The sequence below is a fragment of the Streptomyces sp. NPDC028368 genome (genome assembly GCF_055565615.1).
Genome location: NZ_JBVHTY010000014.1, coordinates 150,788 through 164,783 on the forward strand (window position 1 = coordinate 150,788; position 13,996 = coordinate 164,783).

At 72.0% G+C, this 13,996-nt stretch carries 13 protein-coding genes; 4 read left to right on the plus strand and 9 right to left on the minus strand.

Going from position 1 to position 13,996, the window contains the following annotated elements; genetic code table 11:
• Position 1: 1 nt before the first annotated feature.
• From ACZ4S3_RS29115 to ACZ4S3_RS29135, 5 genes are all read right to left on the minus strand, one after another.
• The gene (locus ACZ4S3_RS29115; RefSeq protein ID WP_467939295.1) at positions 2-1,015 is read right to left on the minus strand and encodes a winged helix-turn-helix domain-containing protein; all 1,014 of its coding nucleotides are present in this window, start codon (positions 1,013-1,015) and stop codon (positions 2-4) included.
• Between the two features lie 525 nt (positions 1,016-1,540).
• Entirely contained in the window at positions 1,541-2,014 is a 474-nt protein-coding gene (locus ACZ4S3_RS29120) for an NUDIX hydrolase (protein ID WP_467939297.1), read from the minus strand.
• Entirely contained in the window at positions 2,011-3,567 is a 1,557-nt protein-coding gene (locus ACZ4S3_RS29125) for an ATP-dependent DNA ligase (RefSeq protein WP_467939299.1), read from the minus strand. Before ACZ4S3_RS29125 ends, ACZ4S3_RS29120 begins: the two co-directional genes overlap by 4 nt.
• 74 nt (positions 3,568-3,641) lie before the next feature.
• The gene (locus tag ACZ4S3_RS29130) at positions 3,642-5,039 is read right to left on the minus strand and encodes an FAD-binding oxidoreductase (RefSeq protein WP_467939301.1); all 1,398 of its coding nucleotides are present in this window, start codon (positions 5,037-5,039) and stop codon (positions 3,642-3,644) included.
• Between the two features lie 10 nt (positions 5,040-5,049).
• A complete protein-coding gene (locus tag ACZ4S3_RS29135) occupies positions 5,050-6,036 on the minus strand; it encodes an antibiotic biosynthesis monooxygenase (protein WP_467939303.1) in 987 nt (328 codons plus the stop codon).
• 102 nt (positions 6,037-6,138) lie between these two features.
• On the opposite strand from ACZ4S3_RS29135, the gene ACZ4S3_RS29140 reads away from it, so the two are divergent.
• Positions 6,139-6,705 carry a nucleoside deaminase gene (locus ACZ4S3_RS29140; protein WP_467939305.1) on the plus strand — a complete coding sequence of 189 codons (567 nt, stop codon included), beginning with the start codon at positions 6,139-6,141 and terminating at the stop codon, positions 6,703-6,705.
• 62 nt (positions 6,706-6,767) lie between these two features.
• On the opposite strand, the gene ACZ4S3_RS29145 is transcribed toward ACZ4S3_RS29140, so the two are convergent.
• Complete coding sequence (locus ACZ4S3_RS29145) at positions 6,768-8,426, minus strand: amidohydrolase (RefSeq protein WP_467939307.1); 1,659 nt, start codon at positions 8,424-8,426, stop codon at positions 6,768-6,770.
• A gap of 118 nt (positions 8,427-8,544) precedes the next feature.
• Positions 8,545-10,008 (minus strand): purine-cytosine permease family protein, encoded by a 1,464-nt coding sequence (locus tag ACZ4S3_RS29150; protein ID WP_467939309.1) that lies wholly within the window; start codon positions 10,006-10,008, stop codon positions 8,545-8,547.
• Positions 10,009-10,188: 180 nt separating this feature from the next.
• Between ACZ4S3_RS29150 and ACZ4S3_RS29155 the strand changes: the two genes are divergently transcribed.
• Positions 10,189-10,797, plus strand: a complete 609-nt coding sequence (locus ACZ4S3_RS29155; protein WP_467939311.1) for a TetR/AcrR family transcriptional regulator — start codon at positions 10,189-10,191, stop codon at positions 10,795-10,797.
• 4 nt (positions 10,798-10,801) lie between these two features.
• Here ACZ4S3_RS29155 and ACZ4S3_RS29160 read toward each other — a convergent pair whose 3' ends face one another.
• Positions 10,802-11,905, minus strand: coding sequence for a hypothetical protein (locus ACZ4S3_RS29160; RefSeq protein WP_467939313.1), 1,104 nt, complete (start codon positions 11,903-11,905; stop codon positions 10,802-10,804).
• 99 nt (positions 11,906-12,004) lie between these two features.
• Here ACZ4S3_RS29160 and ACZ4S3_RS29165 point away from each other — a divergent pair, with 99 nt between their 5' ends.
• A complete protein-coding gene (locus ACZ4S3_RS29165; protein WP_467939315.1) occupies positions 12,005-12,373 on the plus strand; it encodes a putative quinol monooxygenase in 369 nt (122 codons plus the stop codon).
• Between the two features lie 19 nt (positions 12,374-12,392).
• On the plus strand, positions 12,393-13,124 hold the full coding sequence (locus tag ACZ4S3_RS29170; RefSeq protein ID WP_467939317.1) for a histone deacetylase: 732 nt from the start codon (positions 12,393-12,395) through the stop codon (positions 13,122-13,124).
• Here the strand turns inward: ACZ4S3_RS29170 and ACZ4S3_RS29175 are convergent.
• Positions 13,045-13,920 carry an HAD-IIA family hydrolase gene (locus ACZ4S3_RS29175; protein WP_467939319.1) on the minus strand — a complete coding sequence of 292 codons (876 nt, stop codon included), beginning with the start codon at positions 13,918-13,920 and terminating at the stop codon, positions 13,045-13,047. The genes ACZ4S3_RS29170 and ACZ4S3_RS29175 overlap by 80 nt on opposite strands.
• Positions 13,921-13,996 lie beyond the last annotated feature (76 nt).

Below are 13,996 nucleotides of genomic sequence, written 5' to 3' on the forward strand. Positions count from 1 at the left end.
GTCAGTTCGGCAGCCGTACGGGCGCCAGCTCACCGTGCAGCAGGGCCGCGCCGAGCGGGGTGAGGGCATGGACGACGCACCCGCCGTCGCGGCGGCTGTGGGCCAGGTTGGCCTCGCGCAGCGCGCTCACATGCTCGCTGGCCGAGGGCGCGGAGACCCGTAGCCTGCGGGCCAGTTCGCCGGTGGTGGCGGGCGCGTCGAGGGCGGTGAGGATCCGGGCGCGGGTGCGGCCGAGCAGCGCGGACAGCGCCTGCGGGTGGCAGGCGCGGGTCGCGGCGGGAGCCCAGGCGGTGGTGTGCTCGACGGGGTAGACCAGGACCGGCGGGAGGTCCGGGTCGGCGAGCGCGATGGGCCGGCGCCGGCAGAAGTGGGAGGGGATCAGCCGCAGTCCCCGCCCCCGCAGGCGCAGATCGCCCTCGCGCGGGTAGTCGACGTACAGCACCGGAGGGGCCCAGCGCAGCAGCGGGCGGAAGGAGTTGAGCATGCCGTCGACCCCGTCGTGGCACAGCGTGCGGGCGCGGGCGGCCCGGTCCCGGCCGGCCGTGGCGGCCGCCTCCGTCCAGTCGGGGGCGACCACCGCGCGGTGCACCTCCCGGATTGCGTCGGCCAGTTCGTCCAGCGGCTGCCGGCTGCCCTTGGCCACCGCGCCCGCCCAGTGCGGCAGCCGGGCCGGGAGCGCGGCCCTGCGCACCTCCGCGGTCAGCCGGTCCCCGGGCGTCTCCCGCAGCGCCGCCAGCCCCGCCGCCAGGCCGTCGCGTCCCGCATCGGGCGTCAGGAAGTCCGGGAAGTAGCGGGCGTTGCCCGGCGCCAGCGCGGTGATCAGCCGGGCGGCCCGGGTCAGCCCGCGCTCGGCCAGTTCGGTCCGGGCGCGGGCCCGCCAGGCGGCGTAGAGGGGCACGCCGTTCCCCGGCGCCGTCAGCTGATGCATCGCCAGCACCGTTTCCCACAGCGGATCCGGTTCGGCCGCGATCTGTACGCGCGCGATGTCCCGCTCATCGAAATGGATACGCAACATGCGGCCCCCGCGGCATGCTCATGACCCCGTCCCCAGAGCCCCCCGTCGTTCCCCGCCCACAGATTGCCCGGTGGGGGCGGGGGTGTCCAGGGCGAGCTGTGCCCAGAGGTCGGGGTGGGTGCGCTCCCCGGCCGGCGGTGCTGCCCGCCTTCCCCTCGCCCCGCCCACTCACCGGAGCGGCCTCACCGGGCGCGCCCCACGGAGATCACACCGGGCCGTGGACCAGCACCGGCGGCCGTCCCTGCCGGGCCTTGGCGCCCTGCATCAGGCGAAGATGTCCACCGCCAGGGTGACGCCGAGCAGTACGAGGGCTCCGACGGCCGGCCCGGCCATCCGGCAGTCCGTGCACAACATTGACATTTTCCCCGCTTATTCACACAACTGAGGTCAGTGATCTTCTGGACCGTCGAGGGGCGGAACAGGTTGTACGCACGCGGGGAGGGAATCCGTTGTACGGCGGGTGTCCTCGTACGCGGCACCTCGTCGGCGAGCGGCCGGCGGCCGGCGACCAGCGGCGGTGGACCCTCAGCCGGCTTCCGCAAGCCGCTCGGCCAGCCGCTCCAGGAACACCTGCTGCCCCTTCACCATCCGCTCCGCCGCCGCCTGCGGGGTGCACCACGCCACCCGGTCGATCTCCGGAAAGCCGCGCATCACGCCCGACCCTCTCGGCCACTCCATCTCGAAGGTGCCGGGCACGATGCGCTCCGGGTCGAGGTCGCTCGCGACGGCCCAGACGGTCACGACCTTGCCGCTCGACTGGCGGGCCTCCCCGAGCGGCAGGTACGGCCCGTCCGGCGGCGGCATTCCCAGCTCCTCCTCGAATTCCCGCCGGGCCGCGTCCCGGGCTTCCTCCGGCGGTACGTACTCCCCCTTGGGCACCGACCAGGCGCCCGCATCCCGCCGCGCCCACAGCGGGCCGCCCATATGCGCCAGCAGCACCTCGATGCCGTTCGCGCGCCGCCGGTACAGGAGCAGTCCGGCGCTTCGCTTTCCCGTCATGGGGCCCGGGTCTCCCCGCCGTCGTGCGCGGCCAGGACGGTCTCCACCGTGTCCGCCTCCGCCGCCGTCTTGTCGTCCCGGTAGCGCACCACGCGGGCGAAGCGCAGCGTCACGCCCGCCGGGTAGCGCGTGGACGTCTGCAGGCCGTCGTAGGCGACCTCGACCACCAGCTCGGGCCGTACGGTGACGACCTGGCCGCGTTCCTCCACGGCCAGCTCCCGCAGCCGTTCGGTCTGCCAGGTCAAGGTGGCATCGGTGAGGCCCTTGAACGTCTTGCCGAGCATGACGAACCCGCCGTCCGGACCGCGCGCCCCGAGGTGGAGGTTGGAGAGCTTTCCGGTGCGCCGGCCGTGCCCCCATTCCGCCGCCAGCACCACCAGGTCGAGGGTGTGCACCGGCTTCACCTTCAGCCACGAGGCGCCCCGGCGGCCGGCGCTGTACGGGGCGTTCAGGGCCTTGACGACGACGCCCTCGTGGCCGTCGCGCAGGGTCTGGGACCAGAAGTCCTCGGCTGCGGTCCGGGCCTGCGCATCGCCCGGGTCGGGCACTGCCCGCCGCCGTACCCGCAGCTCCTGCGGAACCAGCCCGGCCAGCTCCGCGTGCCGGTCGGCGGCGGACAGTTCCAGCAGGTCACGACCGTCGCGCGAGAGCACGTCGAAGAACACCGGTGACAGCGGCAGCGCGGCCTGCGCGGCGGCGACGTCGACCCGCGAGCCGAACCGTCCCGCGACCCGCTGGAACGGCACCGGCCGCCCGTCCCGGCCCAGCGCGATCACTTCACCGTCCAGGATGAACCGCGCGGAGGGCAGGTCCCGCGCGAGGGCGCCGACCTCCGGCAGACGGTCGGTGACCTCGTCCAGGGTGCGGGTGTAGATCCGTACGTCGTCGCCGTCCCGGTGCACCTGGACCCGGATGCCGTCCAGCTTCTGCTCCACGGCGCAGGGGCCGAGCCTGTCGATGGCCTCGGACACCGTCCGGGCGCTCTGCGCGAGCATCGGGCCGACGGGCCGGCCGACCGTGAGGTGGAAGTCCGCGAGCGCCGGCGGCCCCTCGGCGAGCAGCGCCCGCGCGACGTCCGGCAGCGATCCGGCCAGCATCACGGCCCGCCGTACGTCCGCCGCGGGCACCTGCGTCGCCGCGGCGAGCCCCTCGACGGCGACGGCGTCCAGCGCGCCCTGGCGTACCTCCCCGGTCAGCAGGCCGAACAGGAACCGCTGCTCCTGCCCGGTCGCCGCGGCCATCAGCTCCCGCACCAGCCGCCGGCGCTCGCCCTGCGCCCCGGGGCCGCCGACCCGGGACAGGCCGGTAAGCGCCGCGTCCACCTCGCGCACGGTGAGCGTGGCGCGCTCCGCGGGCGGCACCGGCTCGCGCAGCACGCTCCAGCCGACCCCGATCCGCCCCTGCGGCAGCCGCCCGGCCAGGTACGGGATGACGACCGGTACGTCCGGCGGCTCGGCGGCCCGGAACAGCCCGGCCAGCAGCGCGACCTTCCGCGTACGGGCCGAGGCCGCCGAGACGTCCGCGGAGACCTGGGCCAGATCGGCCAGCAACATACGCTCATCGTGCCCCCGCGGCGGCGTCGCCGCTCGGGCAGCCGCGGAGGGTCGGTCGCGGGGCGAGGTATCCCTCAGGGGGCGAGGTAGGAGTGGAAGAGGTTCTCCGGGTCCCACTGTGCCTTGATCTCCTGCAGGCGGTCCCAGGTGGCGGGCGGATACGAGCGCCGGGCCCGTGCGGGGCCGGCCTCCAGGTCCACCTCGCCGATGTAGTGGCAGCCGTCGCCCTGCGGGTTCCCGGCGGCCATCGCCTCCCGCAGCCAGTGTGCGTGGGTGGCGTCCGCGGCCGGGTCGTCCCAGATCGCGTAGCAGACGAGATAGGACGCTCCGAGCGGGGCGAAGGCCATGTTCCGCAGCAGGGCGGGGTTTTCGGAGACCGGCTGTACGGGGGCGAGCACCAGGGACCTGCCGGAGGGGGCACGGGCCACCGCATCGGCCATACGGGTCAGCTGGGTTGCGTAGCTCTCCGGCGACCACAGGGTGTCCGCCGCGTACCGGTGTGCCGGTGGCCAGAGCGACGCCGCGCCCTCGTGCAGGGCGGCGTAGGACGTCGGCCCGGGCGGCTTCCGGGCGACGGCGAGGTCGGCGAAGGGGCAGTCGGCATACGGCTGGAGGGCCTTCCGGGCGTCGGCCGGTGTCGCGGCGAATGCGGTGGCGGCGAGGGTGATCCGGGGGCCCGGCGGAGCGGTGTCCGCGGGTGGGCCGGCGGGGGTGAGGACGAAGGCCGTTTCGACGTACGGCGGGAGCCGGCGGGCGATCGGCTCCGCCCAGCCCGTCACCCGGGCCACCTCCGCCAGCGGGAAGGTGAGGCCGGCTGTCATGATCGACGCGGGGTGGGGGTGCAGGGTGAGGCGGAAGCCGGTGGCGACGGCGCAGAACCCCGGCCCGGCGCCCCGCGCGGCCCAGAAGAGGTCGGGGTGCTGTGTGTCGCTGCAGATGACCGTTTTCCCCTCGGCGGTGACGGCCCGGATCTCCGCGACATCCGCGCAGGAGGCCCCCCACGCGCGGGAGTTCCAGCCGAGGCCGCCGCTGAGCAGAAAGCCGCCCACCGCGACGGAGGGGCAGTGGCCGACGGGGAAGGCCAGTTGGTGCGGGGTGAGGGCGGCGACCAGGTCCTCGCCGGTGACGGCGGGGCCCACCGTGGCCGTCGCCGGGGCCATGCCGGTGGCGGGCGTGATGACGCACTGCCGGAGCCCGGAGAGATCGAGCAGCAGACCGCCGTCGCGGAGGGGTGAGCCGGACCAGTTGTGGCCGCCGGAACGCAGCGCGACGCGCAGCCCCTGGGCGCGGGCGTACCCGACGGCCTGTGCGACGTCCGCTTCCGAGGCGGCCCGCACGACGGCATCCGGGAACCGCTGGGGCATGCGCGCGTTCCACACCGCGTCCGACCAGGTGTTCTCGTAGCCAAGGTCGCCCCGCCGGATCAGCGTTCCCTCGATGTCCGCCGCGGGTGCCGGTGTCCGTTGGCGCATCGTGGCCTCCTCACCAGATCTGGTGGGTGATCAGGCCGAAGACACCGATGCTCACGAGGTAGCAGAGCGCCACCACCGCGGCACCCGCCACCTGCACCCGGCGGCCGACGGGCCGAGCGGGCACCAGCCAGAAGGCGAGCGCCCTGTTCACCAGCGGCATCAGCAGCCAGGTCAGCGCGCTGACGCTCAGCACATTGGAAAGGAACAGGCCGAGGTACTCGTGAACCTTGAGCTTGTCCAGCTCGTACCCCACGGTCAGGTTGAGCACCATGACGGTCGGATAGAGCGCCAGGAGCACGGACATCGCCTGTTTCCAGTTGGGCGGAGCGCCACCACCCTTGCCGTGGTCGAACTGGAACCAGCCGCTGAACGCCGAGTCGACCTTGCGTACGTCATAGGTGCTGAAGTAGTTGCGCCCCTCCTCCAACAGCGCCCTGCGCACGTCGGATGCGAGCCAGTCCTCGAGATGTTCGCGGGAGTCGAACCGGAAGACGACGACCCAGCGCTCCTGGACGTCCTTGACCGGCTTGAACAGCTCGGACCCCATGGAGCCCGGCGCCTTCTCCTGCGCTTTGAGCGTCTTCTGCTGCCAGTTCACAAATGCCCCTTCGCAACCCGGCTTCACCGCATGGGAGATGACGGCCGTGACCACATCCGGGGCCATCTGAGCGGGGCTGCCACCCTGGAGCACCTCCTGCGTGGGAGCCCCGTCGAAGAGTGCCCGCCCCTCGTCGAGCAGTTCCTGCCGCCGGCCCGAGTCCAGCCAAGCGGTCAGGTGGTCCATCCCGGAAAAGCGGAAGACGGCCACCCATTCATTCGCCTCACCGGCACTGGGCGGGTATACCTCGGCGCCCACGAATCCTTCGAATTCGCGAGCTGCCTGGTTCGTCCTGTCCTGCCAGCGCTGGTACTCGTCGGTCCGGCCTTCGCGCACCTTCTGCGACGTCACCACGGTGGCGTTGTCAGCCGCGGAGCCGCGGCTTGCACGGGCACTCACCTGGAGTAGCGTAATACATAAGGGATTTATAGGGCAAATGGTGCTCGCGCGACCGTTCCCCACCGATCCATCCCGATCGGAGACTCAGCAGGAGACCTCGCCATGGAACAGAAAGAACTTCTCGCAGAGGCCGTACGGCTCGCCACGGAGTCCGTGGAGAACGGCTGGGGCGGCCCCTTCGGCGCAGTGCTCACCCGCAACGGCGACATCATCGCCCGCGGGCAGAACCGCGTTCTGCTGACCGGCGACCCCACCGCCCACGCCGAGGTGGAGACGATCCGCAAAGCCGTGCAGATCCTCAACCCTGAGGCTCCGACAATCTCCGTGGAGCACCAGAACGACAGCACTCTGGAATACGTGCCCCGAGCCGACGGGTCACCGGACCCGCTCCCCGAACGCGCCCGTATGCTCCAGGGCTGTTCGATCTACATCAGCGGTGCCCCCTGCCCGATGTGCATGAGCGCCATCTACTGGGCGCGCATCGACGCGGTGTACTACAGCTGCGACCTGGACGACACCGCGCGGATCGGGTTCGACGACTCGTTCCAGTACGAGGACTTCAAGCGGCCGCTCGAGCAGCGCCGGATCACGGTCGAGCAGATCCACCCCGAACTGGGCGTCCATGCATACGACGCATGGACGAACCGGGCGGACCAGCATCCGTACTGACAGCCGCTCGGCGTCCGGTTCCGCCGAGCAGCCGCCGTCCCGACGGGGCCGCGAACGGGCTGTCAGCTCTCGTGCACGATCCGGCCGCCCACGACGACCGTCTCGGCGACGGTGCCGGGGATGTCCTCGGGCGCGGCCCGCAGGATGTCCCGGGAGAGCACCACGAAGTCGGCGAGCTTGCCGACGGTCAGTGAACCGCGTTCCTCCTCAAGGAAGTTGGCGTACGCGGAGCCCATCGTGTACGCGTGCACGGCGGTCTGCACGCTCACCGTCTCCGCCGGCTGCCAGGCCTCGCCGCCGCCGAGCGGGCGGCGGGTGAGGGCGGTGTAGATGCCGATCATCGGGTCCATCTCGGCGACGTTCCAGTCGCTGGAGAAGGCCAGTACGGCGCCCGCGGCGTGCAGGCTGCGCATCGGCCAGGCCTTGTGCCAGCGGTCGGGGCCGACGTTCTCCGCCCAGTCCTGGCCGGGTCCGGCGATCTCCGGGGCGCAGTGCCGCGGCTGCATGCAGGCCACCACCCCGAGTTCGGCGAAGCGCGAAGTGTCGCGCGGGTCGAGGCATTCGACATGGACGACCTGGTGGCGGGCGTCGCGCGGGCCGTTGACCGTACGGGCCTGCTCCACCGCGTCGAGGACGGTACGGATGCCGCGGTCACCGGTGGCGTGCACAAAGCACTGGAAGCCGCGGGCGTCCAGCTTGGCGAGCAGATCACCGAAGTCCGCCGCGGGGTAGAAGGTCTCGCCCCGGTGGTGGCCACAGCCCGCGTACGGCTCCAGCAGCGCGGCCGTCCGCGGCTCGACGACATCGTCGATGTACAGCTTGAGCGGGCCCACCCGCAGCCGGTCGTCGGCGTAGCGCCGCGCGGCCGCCGCGAAGTCGTCGAGGTCGGCGTCGGTGGTGCCGCGCGGGTGGAAGAGCGCCGCGACGATACGCGAGCGCAGCCGGCCCTCGGAGCGCGCGCGCTCGAAGAGAGCCAGGTCGTCGAGGGAGTTCTGCGGTTCGACGACCGTGGTGATGCCGAAGCGGATCGCATCGTCCAGGCTCTTGGCGAGCCGCCCGTACTGGCGGTCGGCCGAGGCCCAGGGCACGCCCAGCCGCTGCAGGGCGCGGTGCCCGTCGCGGGAGAGGCCCTTGACCGCGAAGTCCTTGATGAATCCGGTGGGTTCGCCGGTCTCCGGGTCGGTCTCCGCCTCACCGAAGGGCAGGCTCGTACGGTCCCGGTCGATGCCCAGGCGGCGCAGGGCTGCGGTGTTCAGCCAGGCGGTGTGGACGTCGTAGCTGAGGACGAAGGCCGGGGTGTCGCCGGTGACCGGGTCGAGGTCGCTCGCCCGGGGCATCCGGCCGCCGGGGATCGCGGAGTAGTCGAAGGCCTCGGCCTCGATCCATTCGGCGTCCGGGTGGGCGTCGTGCCAGGTACGGATGCGCTCGTGAATCGCCTCGAGGCTGCGGACGCCCGCGAGCTGGACGCAGGCGTCGTCGGAGCCGAGCCGGACGTGGTTGTGGGCGTCGATGAATCCGGGCAGCACCAGCCGGCCGCCGGCGTCGAGCACCTTGGTTTCCGGCCCGGTCCACCGCCCGGCGTCGGCGTCCGCGCCGAGCCAGGCGATCCGGCCGTCACGGACGGCGAGCGCCTGCGCCTCGGGCAGGCCGGGGTCGACGGTGTGGATACGGGCGCCGGTGAGGACCAGGTCAGCGGGGGCGGGCGAGGTGGTGCGGGTCATGAGGGGCAGCTCCTGGGTGTACGGAGGCAGGACGTGGGATGGGGAAGGGGATGCCGGCGGTACGGGGGTGGAGGTAGGACGTGGGACGTCGGATGTCCCGTACGGGGAGGGGCGGACGTCAGGCCCGCGGCGTCGCGGCAGCCACCCCGCGCCGCGCGAGCGCCCAGTAGACGAGGCCGGAGACGACCGAGCCGAGCAGCGTGAGATCGGCGCCGCCGAGCGGCGCGACCAGGGGGCCGGTCCATAGCTCGGATTCGCAGGTCAGGGCGGCGAAGAGCATGCCGGCCACCAGTGCGGTCATGCCCGCCGGGTGGTAGCCGGAGCGGTACCAGTACGCGCCCGAGCGCCCGGAATGCAGGGCCTCGGTGTCGTACCGGCAGCGCCGCAGCAGCATGTCGGCGAGGAAGACGCCGCCCCAGGGGGCGAAAACGATGATCAGCAGGGACAGGAAGGACAGCAGCGACTCGGTGAAGTCGGTGAAGAAGAGCGCGCCGAGCGAGCCGAGGGCGGTGACCGCGGCGCTGATGATGATGGCCTTGGAGCGGCTCCAGGGGATGCCGAGAACCTGGAGATTCAGCGAGGACGAGTAGAGCGTGATGATCGAGTTGGTGACCGAACCGCCGAGGACCAGTGCCAGGAAGACCGGCTGGAACCAGCCCGGCAGCAGCTTCTCCGTCCCGGCCACCGCGTCGGTCATGTCCGTACGGCTCGCGGCGGCCACACCGATGACGCCGAGCGCGACGGACGAGAGGAACCCGCCGAGCGCGCCGCTCCAGGTGATGGCACGCAGGGAGGTCGACTTCGGCAGATAGCGGGTGTAATCGGCGGGCATCGGCACGTACGAGAACGGTCCGGCCAGCATCACGACGAACGCCAGGCTCCAGCCCGCGGCGCCGGGGGCGGCGGCGTGCCCGGTGGTGTGCGCACCGGGCAGGACGAAGACCAGCAGCGCGGCGAAGCCGACGGCCAGGATGTACGCCATCCAGCGCTCGGCGAACTGCACCGTGGCATGGCCCCACATCGCCACCGCGAAGGTGAGCGCGAGGGTGACCAGCAGCGCGAGGGCGCGGGCGAGGTTGCCGCCGTGCCAGCCGAGGTCGGTGAAGAACGCCTCGAGGGCGAGAGTGCCGACCACCGTGTTCACGATGGTGTAGCCGATGCTGACCACCCAGTTGAGCAGTCCGGCGGGCCAGTTGCCGCGGACGCCGAAGGCGGCGCGGGAGATCACGAGGGTGGCGGTTCCGGTACGGATACCGCTCAGGCCGGCCGCACTGATCGCGAAGAACGACAGCCCGCCGAGGACGACGACCGCGGTCGCCTGCCAGAAGGACAGCCCGAAGCCGACCGCGAGGGCGCCGTTGATCACATAGGTGAAGGTGAGGTTGGAGCCGAACCAGAGCCAGAACAGGTCCCTGGCGCCGCCGTGCCGCTCGTCATCGGGGATCGGGTCGATGCCATGGGTCTCGACCCGGAACACCTCGTCACTGTCCGGATTGCCCCGGCCGGCGGTCTCCGCATCCCGGATCCGTGCCTCCGGGATCCGTGCCTCCGGGATCCGGGTGTCCGGCTGTTGCCGCGCCATCCGCGCACCGCCCTTCCACGCCCATACCTTGAATGTCGTTCTAACTCTTAGAACGGCATTCAAGATGTGCGACCGCTCCCCCGCCCGTCAAGCCCCCGGCGCACATTCGCGGATAGGGTCGGCGAGGACGGTGACGACGCAGCGCACGAGCGACACGAGCGAAGAGCAGAGGCGATACGGGTGGTACGGGCGGCACGACGGCGCGATGGGCACCTCGCCCAGGAACGGATGCTCGAGGAGGCCATGACGGCGATCGCCGAGGAAGGCCTGGCCGCGCTCACCATGTCCGCCCTCGCCGAGCGGCTGGGCACCAGCGGCGGCCACATCCTGTACTACTTCGGCAGCAAGGACCTGCTGCTCCTGGAGGCCCTGCGCTGGAGCGAGGCCGCCCTCGCCGAGGACCGGCGCGCGCTGCTGGGCCGCCGGCTGAGCGCGGAGCGCAAACTCGACCTGTTCCTGGAGCTGTATCTGCCGCGCGGCCCCCGGGACGCGCGCTGGATGCTGTGGATCGAGCTCTGGGCCCGTACGCCCTCGAACGCGTCACTGCACGAGGCCCAGGAGGAGATGGATCAGGTCTGGCAGGACGACCTGATAACGCTGCTCAACAGGGGCGTGGAACGCGGCCGGTTCGCACCGATGGACGTAGCGGCCCGCGCCTGCGAACTCCTGGCGCTGCTGGACGGGTTGAGTACCCGGGTGGTCCTCGGCCAGCGCGGCACCGATCGCGGGCAGGCGCTGGCCGTCGCCCGTTCGGCGACGGAACGGCTGATCGCCAGGGCAGGCTCGTAACGGCTCACTCGTACATCACGTACTCCGGCCGCGGAGTGAGCGCCAGGACCTCCTTCGGGGTCATCAGCCGGCCGCCCTCCGCGTCCTCCTCGTAGAACAGCTTGAAGCCGGTGTGCACCCCCTCCGGTATCCGGGAAACGAGCTTCTTCCAGGTGCCCCGCTTCAGGTCCGGCGAGCCGATCCCGTCGGCGCTCTTGACCAGCGCCACGCCGGGCTGCGGCCGCAGCGCCGCTTCCTCGTGCAGTACGGACGGGGCGACCTGATGGAAGACAAGCGGCTTCTCCGGCAGGTCGTGGTGCTCCACCAGGCCGGAAAGATAACGGGCGACACCGGTCAATTCCCGCCCGCTCGTGTGACCGAAGGTGTGGCCCGGCACCTCCCCCGGCCCCATCTCCCATTCCGGATCGAGCGCGATGCCGACATCGGGACGGACCAGCCACTCGCGCAGCGCCTTCACCTCGTCGAGCACGGCCGCGCGGCCCGGCTGGATATTCAGCAGCAGCAGTGCCTGGCGCGCCCGCGCCAGTTCGTGAAAACGGCGGATCGTGGCGTCCGGCGTGCGCGAACGGTATTTTCCGTCGGGCCCCGCCGTGGCATTGGCGACCACCGCCAGCAGTTCCAGAACGGGCAAGGGCTCGCGCCCGTCGGCGTACGCATGCGCCACTTTCTCGATCTCGACGGCCCGGGTGCGGGGATCACCCGTGCCGAGCCGCCCGAGCGCCGCGGCACCGGGCAGCCCGCAGAACCCCACCAGCCGGTGCCGGGGAAACAGCTGCCGCCCGCCACGCGGGAGTTCGGGCCGAGGCCGAGGGTGATGCCGGGCCGGACGGCGGGACGGGGAGCGAGGCGGCCGCTCCGGCTGCCGCTCGGGCGGCGGCGCACCGTTCGCGGAATCGTCCTGAGCAGCGGGTTTGCCGCATGCCGTGAGGAGACCGAGGCCCGCCGCCGCGGCAGCGGCGAGCACCCCACGGCGGCTCGCCCCGCTCGCCCCGCTCGCGCTGTTCGCCCCGTTCATCTCGCTCGCCCCGCTCGCCCCGCTCGCCCCGCTCGCCCCGCTCGCGCTGCCCGCCCTGTCCGGCCCGTCCGCCCCGCCCGGTGTCGTCGCCACGCCGCCTCCGTCCGCTGTCGCACCACCCCCGCACAACGCGCCTCTCCAGACCGCACCCCGCAAAACCTCCCCGCAACATCACCGAATGCCCGTCAATTCATGCGTCCGCCCGTCAAGTTCGCTCACAATGGCCCGAACAACCAAGAAGGCACTGAGAATGCAGAGAATGCGGGGATTGGCTACGTGATCATCGTTTCCGGATGGCTGCAGGTCGAACCGAATGGGCGCGAACAGTATCTGGCCGGATGCCGCGGGGTCGTCGAGGAGGCGCGGGCCGCGGACGGCTGTCTGGATTTCGCCCTCTCGGCGGATCTGATCGAGCCGGGCCGTATCAATGTGTATGAGCGATGGGAGTCGGACGACCACTTGATGACATTCCGCGGCGCGGGGCCGGATGCGGAACAGACGGCGAAAATCCTCGCCGCCGAAGTGTCGAAGTACCGTATTTCCGCCACCGAAGCGGCCTGAGTGTGAAGCGGTGAGTCCGTTGACCAACCCCCGTCACCTCGAACCCCCCGGCGGGCACCACGAGCCCGCCGACCGCGTCTGGTACGCCGCCTACGGCTCCAACATGCACCTCGACCGGCTGACCGCCTATCTGGAGGGCGGCCGGCCACCCGGTGGGCGGCGCGGCTACCCCGGCTGCCGGGACCCGCGCGCACCCGCGCGTTCCGAGCCGGTCATGCTGCCGGGCCTGCTCTACTTCGCCACCGAATCCCAGGTATGGACCGGCGGCCGGGCCTTCTACGACCCGGACGGCGACGGCCAACTACCGGCCAGTGCCCACCTTCTGACGATCGGCCAGTTCTCCGACATCGCGGCCCAGGAGATGTACCGCGAGCCGGGCGAAGACCTCGACCTGACGGAGGTTCTGCGCCTGGGGCGGGCGCAGTTGGGCCCCGGCCGCTACGAGACGCTGGTGCACACAGGTGGGCTGGACGGATTGCCCGTACTGACGTTCACGGCCCCGTGGCGCAGCGCCGATGTTCCGCTCCGCGCCCCCTCCGCCGCCTATCTCCGCCACATCGCGGCGGGCATCGTCGCCGCCCACGGCTGGAGCGCGTGGCAGGCGGCCGAGTATCTGGCGGGGTGTCCGGGGGCGGCGGGGCGGTGGCCGGTCGCGGAAATCGAGGCATTGGTCACCGGGAGTGGCCGTCCGGTGCCGTCGGCAGGTCGGGAAGCTCCAGAAGATCCGGCAGATCGGCGAAGGAATCGATGACGTGATCGGGGGTGCCGTCGGCCGCCCGGTGCGTCTCGGGCAGGTACTTCCCGGTCTTGACGAGGACCCCGGTGATCCCGCTGCGCTGGGCGGCCAGCACATCGGAGTCGATGTCATCGCCGACCATCAGCGTCTCGCCCGGCGCGGCACCGAGGTGCGCCAGGGCCGTGGCGAAGAACGCTTCGGCCGGCTTGCCGGTGACCACCGCCTCGATCCGGGCGGCCCGCTCCAGCCCCAGCAGGAAGGCCCCGGTGTCGAGGTCGAGCCCGTCCGCGGTACGCCAGTACAGATTGCGGTGCATGGCCACCAGCCGGGCCCCGTCCTGCAGATGGTGGAAGGCGGCGTTGAGGGCCGCGTAGTCGAACTCGCTTCCCGCCCCGCCGAAGACGACCACGTCCGGGGTGGCCTCCGCCTCCTCGTCGAGAAGCGTCACGCCCTCGAGGTCGTCGCGCACCTCACCGGAGTTGATCAGCAGACAGCGGGCGCCCGGGTGATGCTCGCGCAGATACCCGGCGGTGACGGCGGGCGCGGTGAGGATGTCGCCGGCGTCGACCGGGAACCCCGCCTCGGCCAGCCTTCCGGCGATCACGGCGCGGGTCCGCGAGGTGTTGTTGGTGACCAGCGCCAGCGGGAGCCCGGCGGCACGCAGCCGCGCCATGGCCTCGACGGCACCGGGCAGCGGTTCCCAGGACACCGTGAGCACACCGTCGATATCGATCAGCGCCGCCCTGATGCGCCCGCTCGGTTCCCTGCCGCTGCGTTCCGCACCGTTGCGTTCCGTACCGCTGCCTGCCATACACCGACCGTAACCACACTCATCGAGGTCGGGGAACGGGCCCGCCCCCCGACTTGCGAAACACCCCCGCATGGGG

Bases quoted from the DNA above. Each gene is read 5' to 3' on its own strand.
- ACZ4S3_RS29125 (WP_467939299.1), bottom strand. From the start codon at position 3,567: ATGTTGCTGGCCGATCTGGCCCAGGTCTCCGCGGACGTCTCGGCGGCC.
- ACZ4S3_RS29175 (WP_467939319.1), bottom strand. From the start codon at position 13,920: ATGGCAGGCAGCGGTACGGAACGCAACGGTGCGGAACGCAGCGGCAGG.
- ACZ4S3_RS29115 (WP_467939295.1), bottom strand. From the start codon at position 1,015: ATGTTGCGTATCCATTTCGATGAGCGGGACATCGCGCGCGTACAGATC.
- ACZ4S3_RS29120 (WP_467939297.1), bottom strand. From the start codon at position 2,014: ATGACGGGAAAGCGAAGCGCCGGACTGCTCCTGTACCGGCGGCGCGCG.
- ACZ4S3_RS29140 (WP_467939305.1), top strand. From the start codon at position 6,139: ATGGAACAGAAAGAACTTCTCGCAGAGGCCGTACGGCTCGCCACGGAG.
- ACZ4S3_RS29150 (WP_467939309.1), bottom strand. From the start codon at position 10,008: ATGGCGCGGCAACAGCCGGACACCCGGATCCCGGAGGCACGGATCCCG.
- ACZ4S3_RS29145 (WP_467939307.1), bottom strand. From the start codon at position 8,426: ATGACCCGCACCACCTCGCCCGCCCCCGCTGACCTGGTCCTCACCGGC.
- ACZ4S3_RS29165 (WP_467939315.1), top strand. From the start codon at position 12,005: ATGCGTCCGCCCGTCAAGTTCGCTCACAATGGCCCGAACAACCAAGAA.
- ACZ4S3_RS29130 (WP_467939301.1), bottom strand. From the start codon at position 5,039: ATGCGCCAACGGACACCGGCACCCGCGGCGGACATCGAGGGAACGCTG.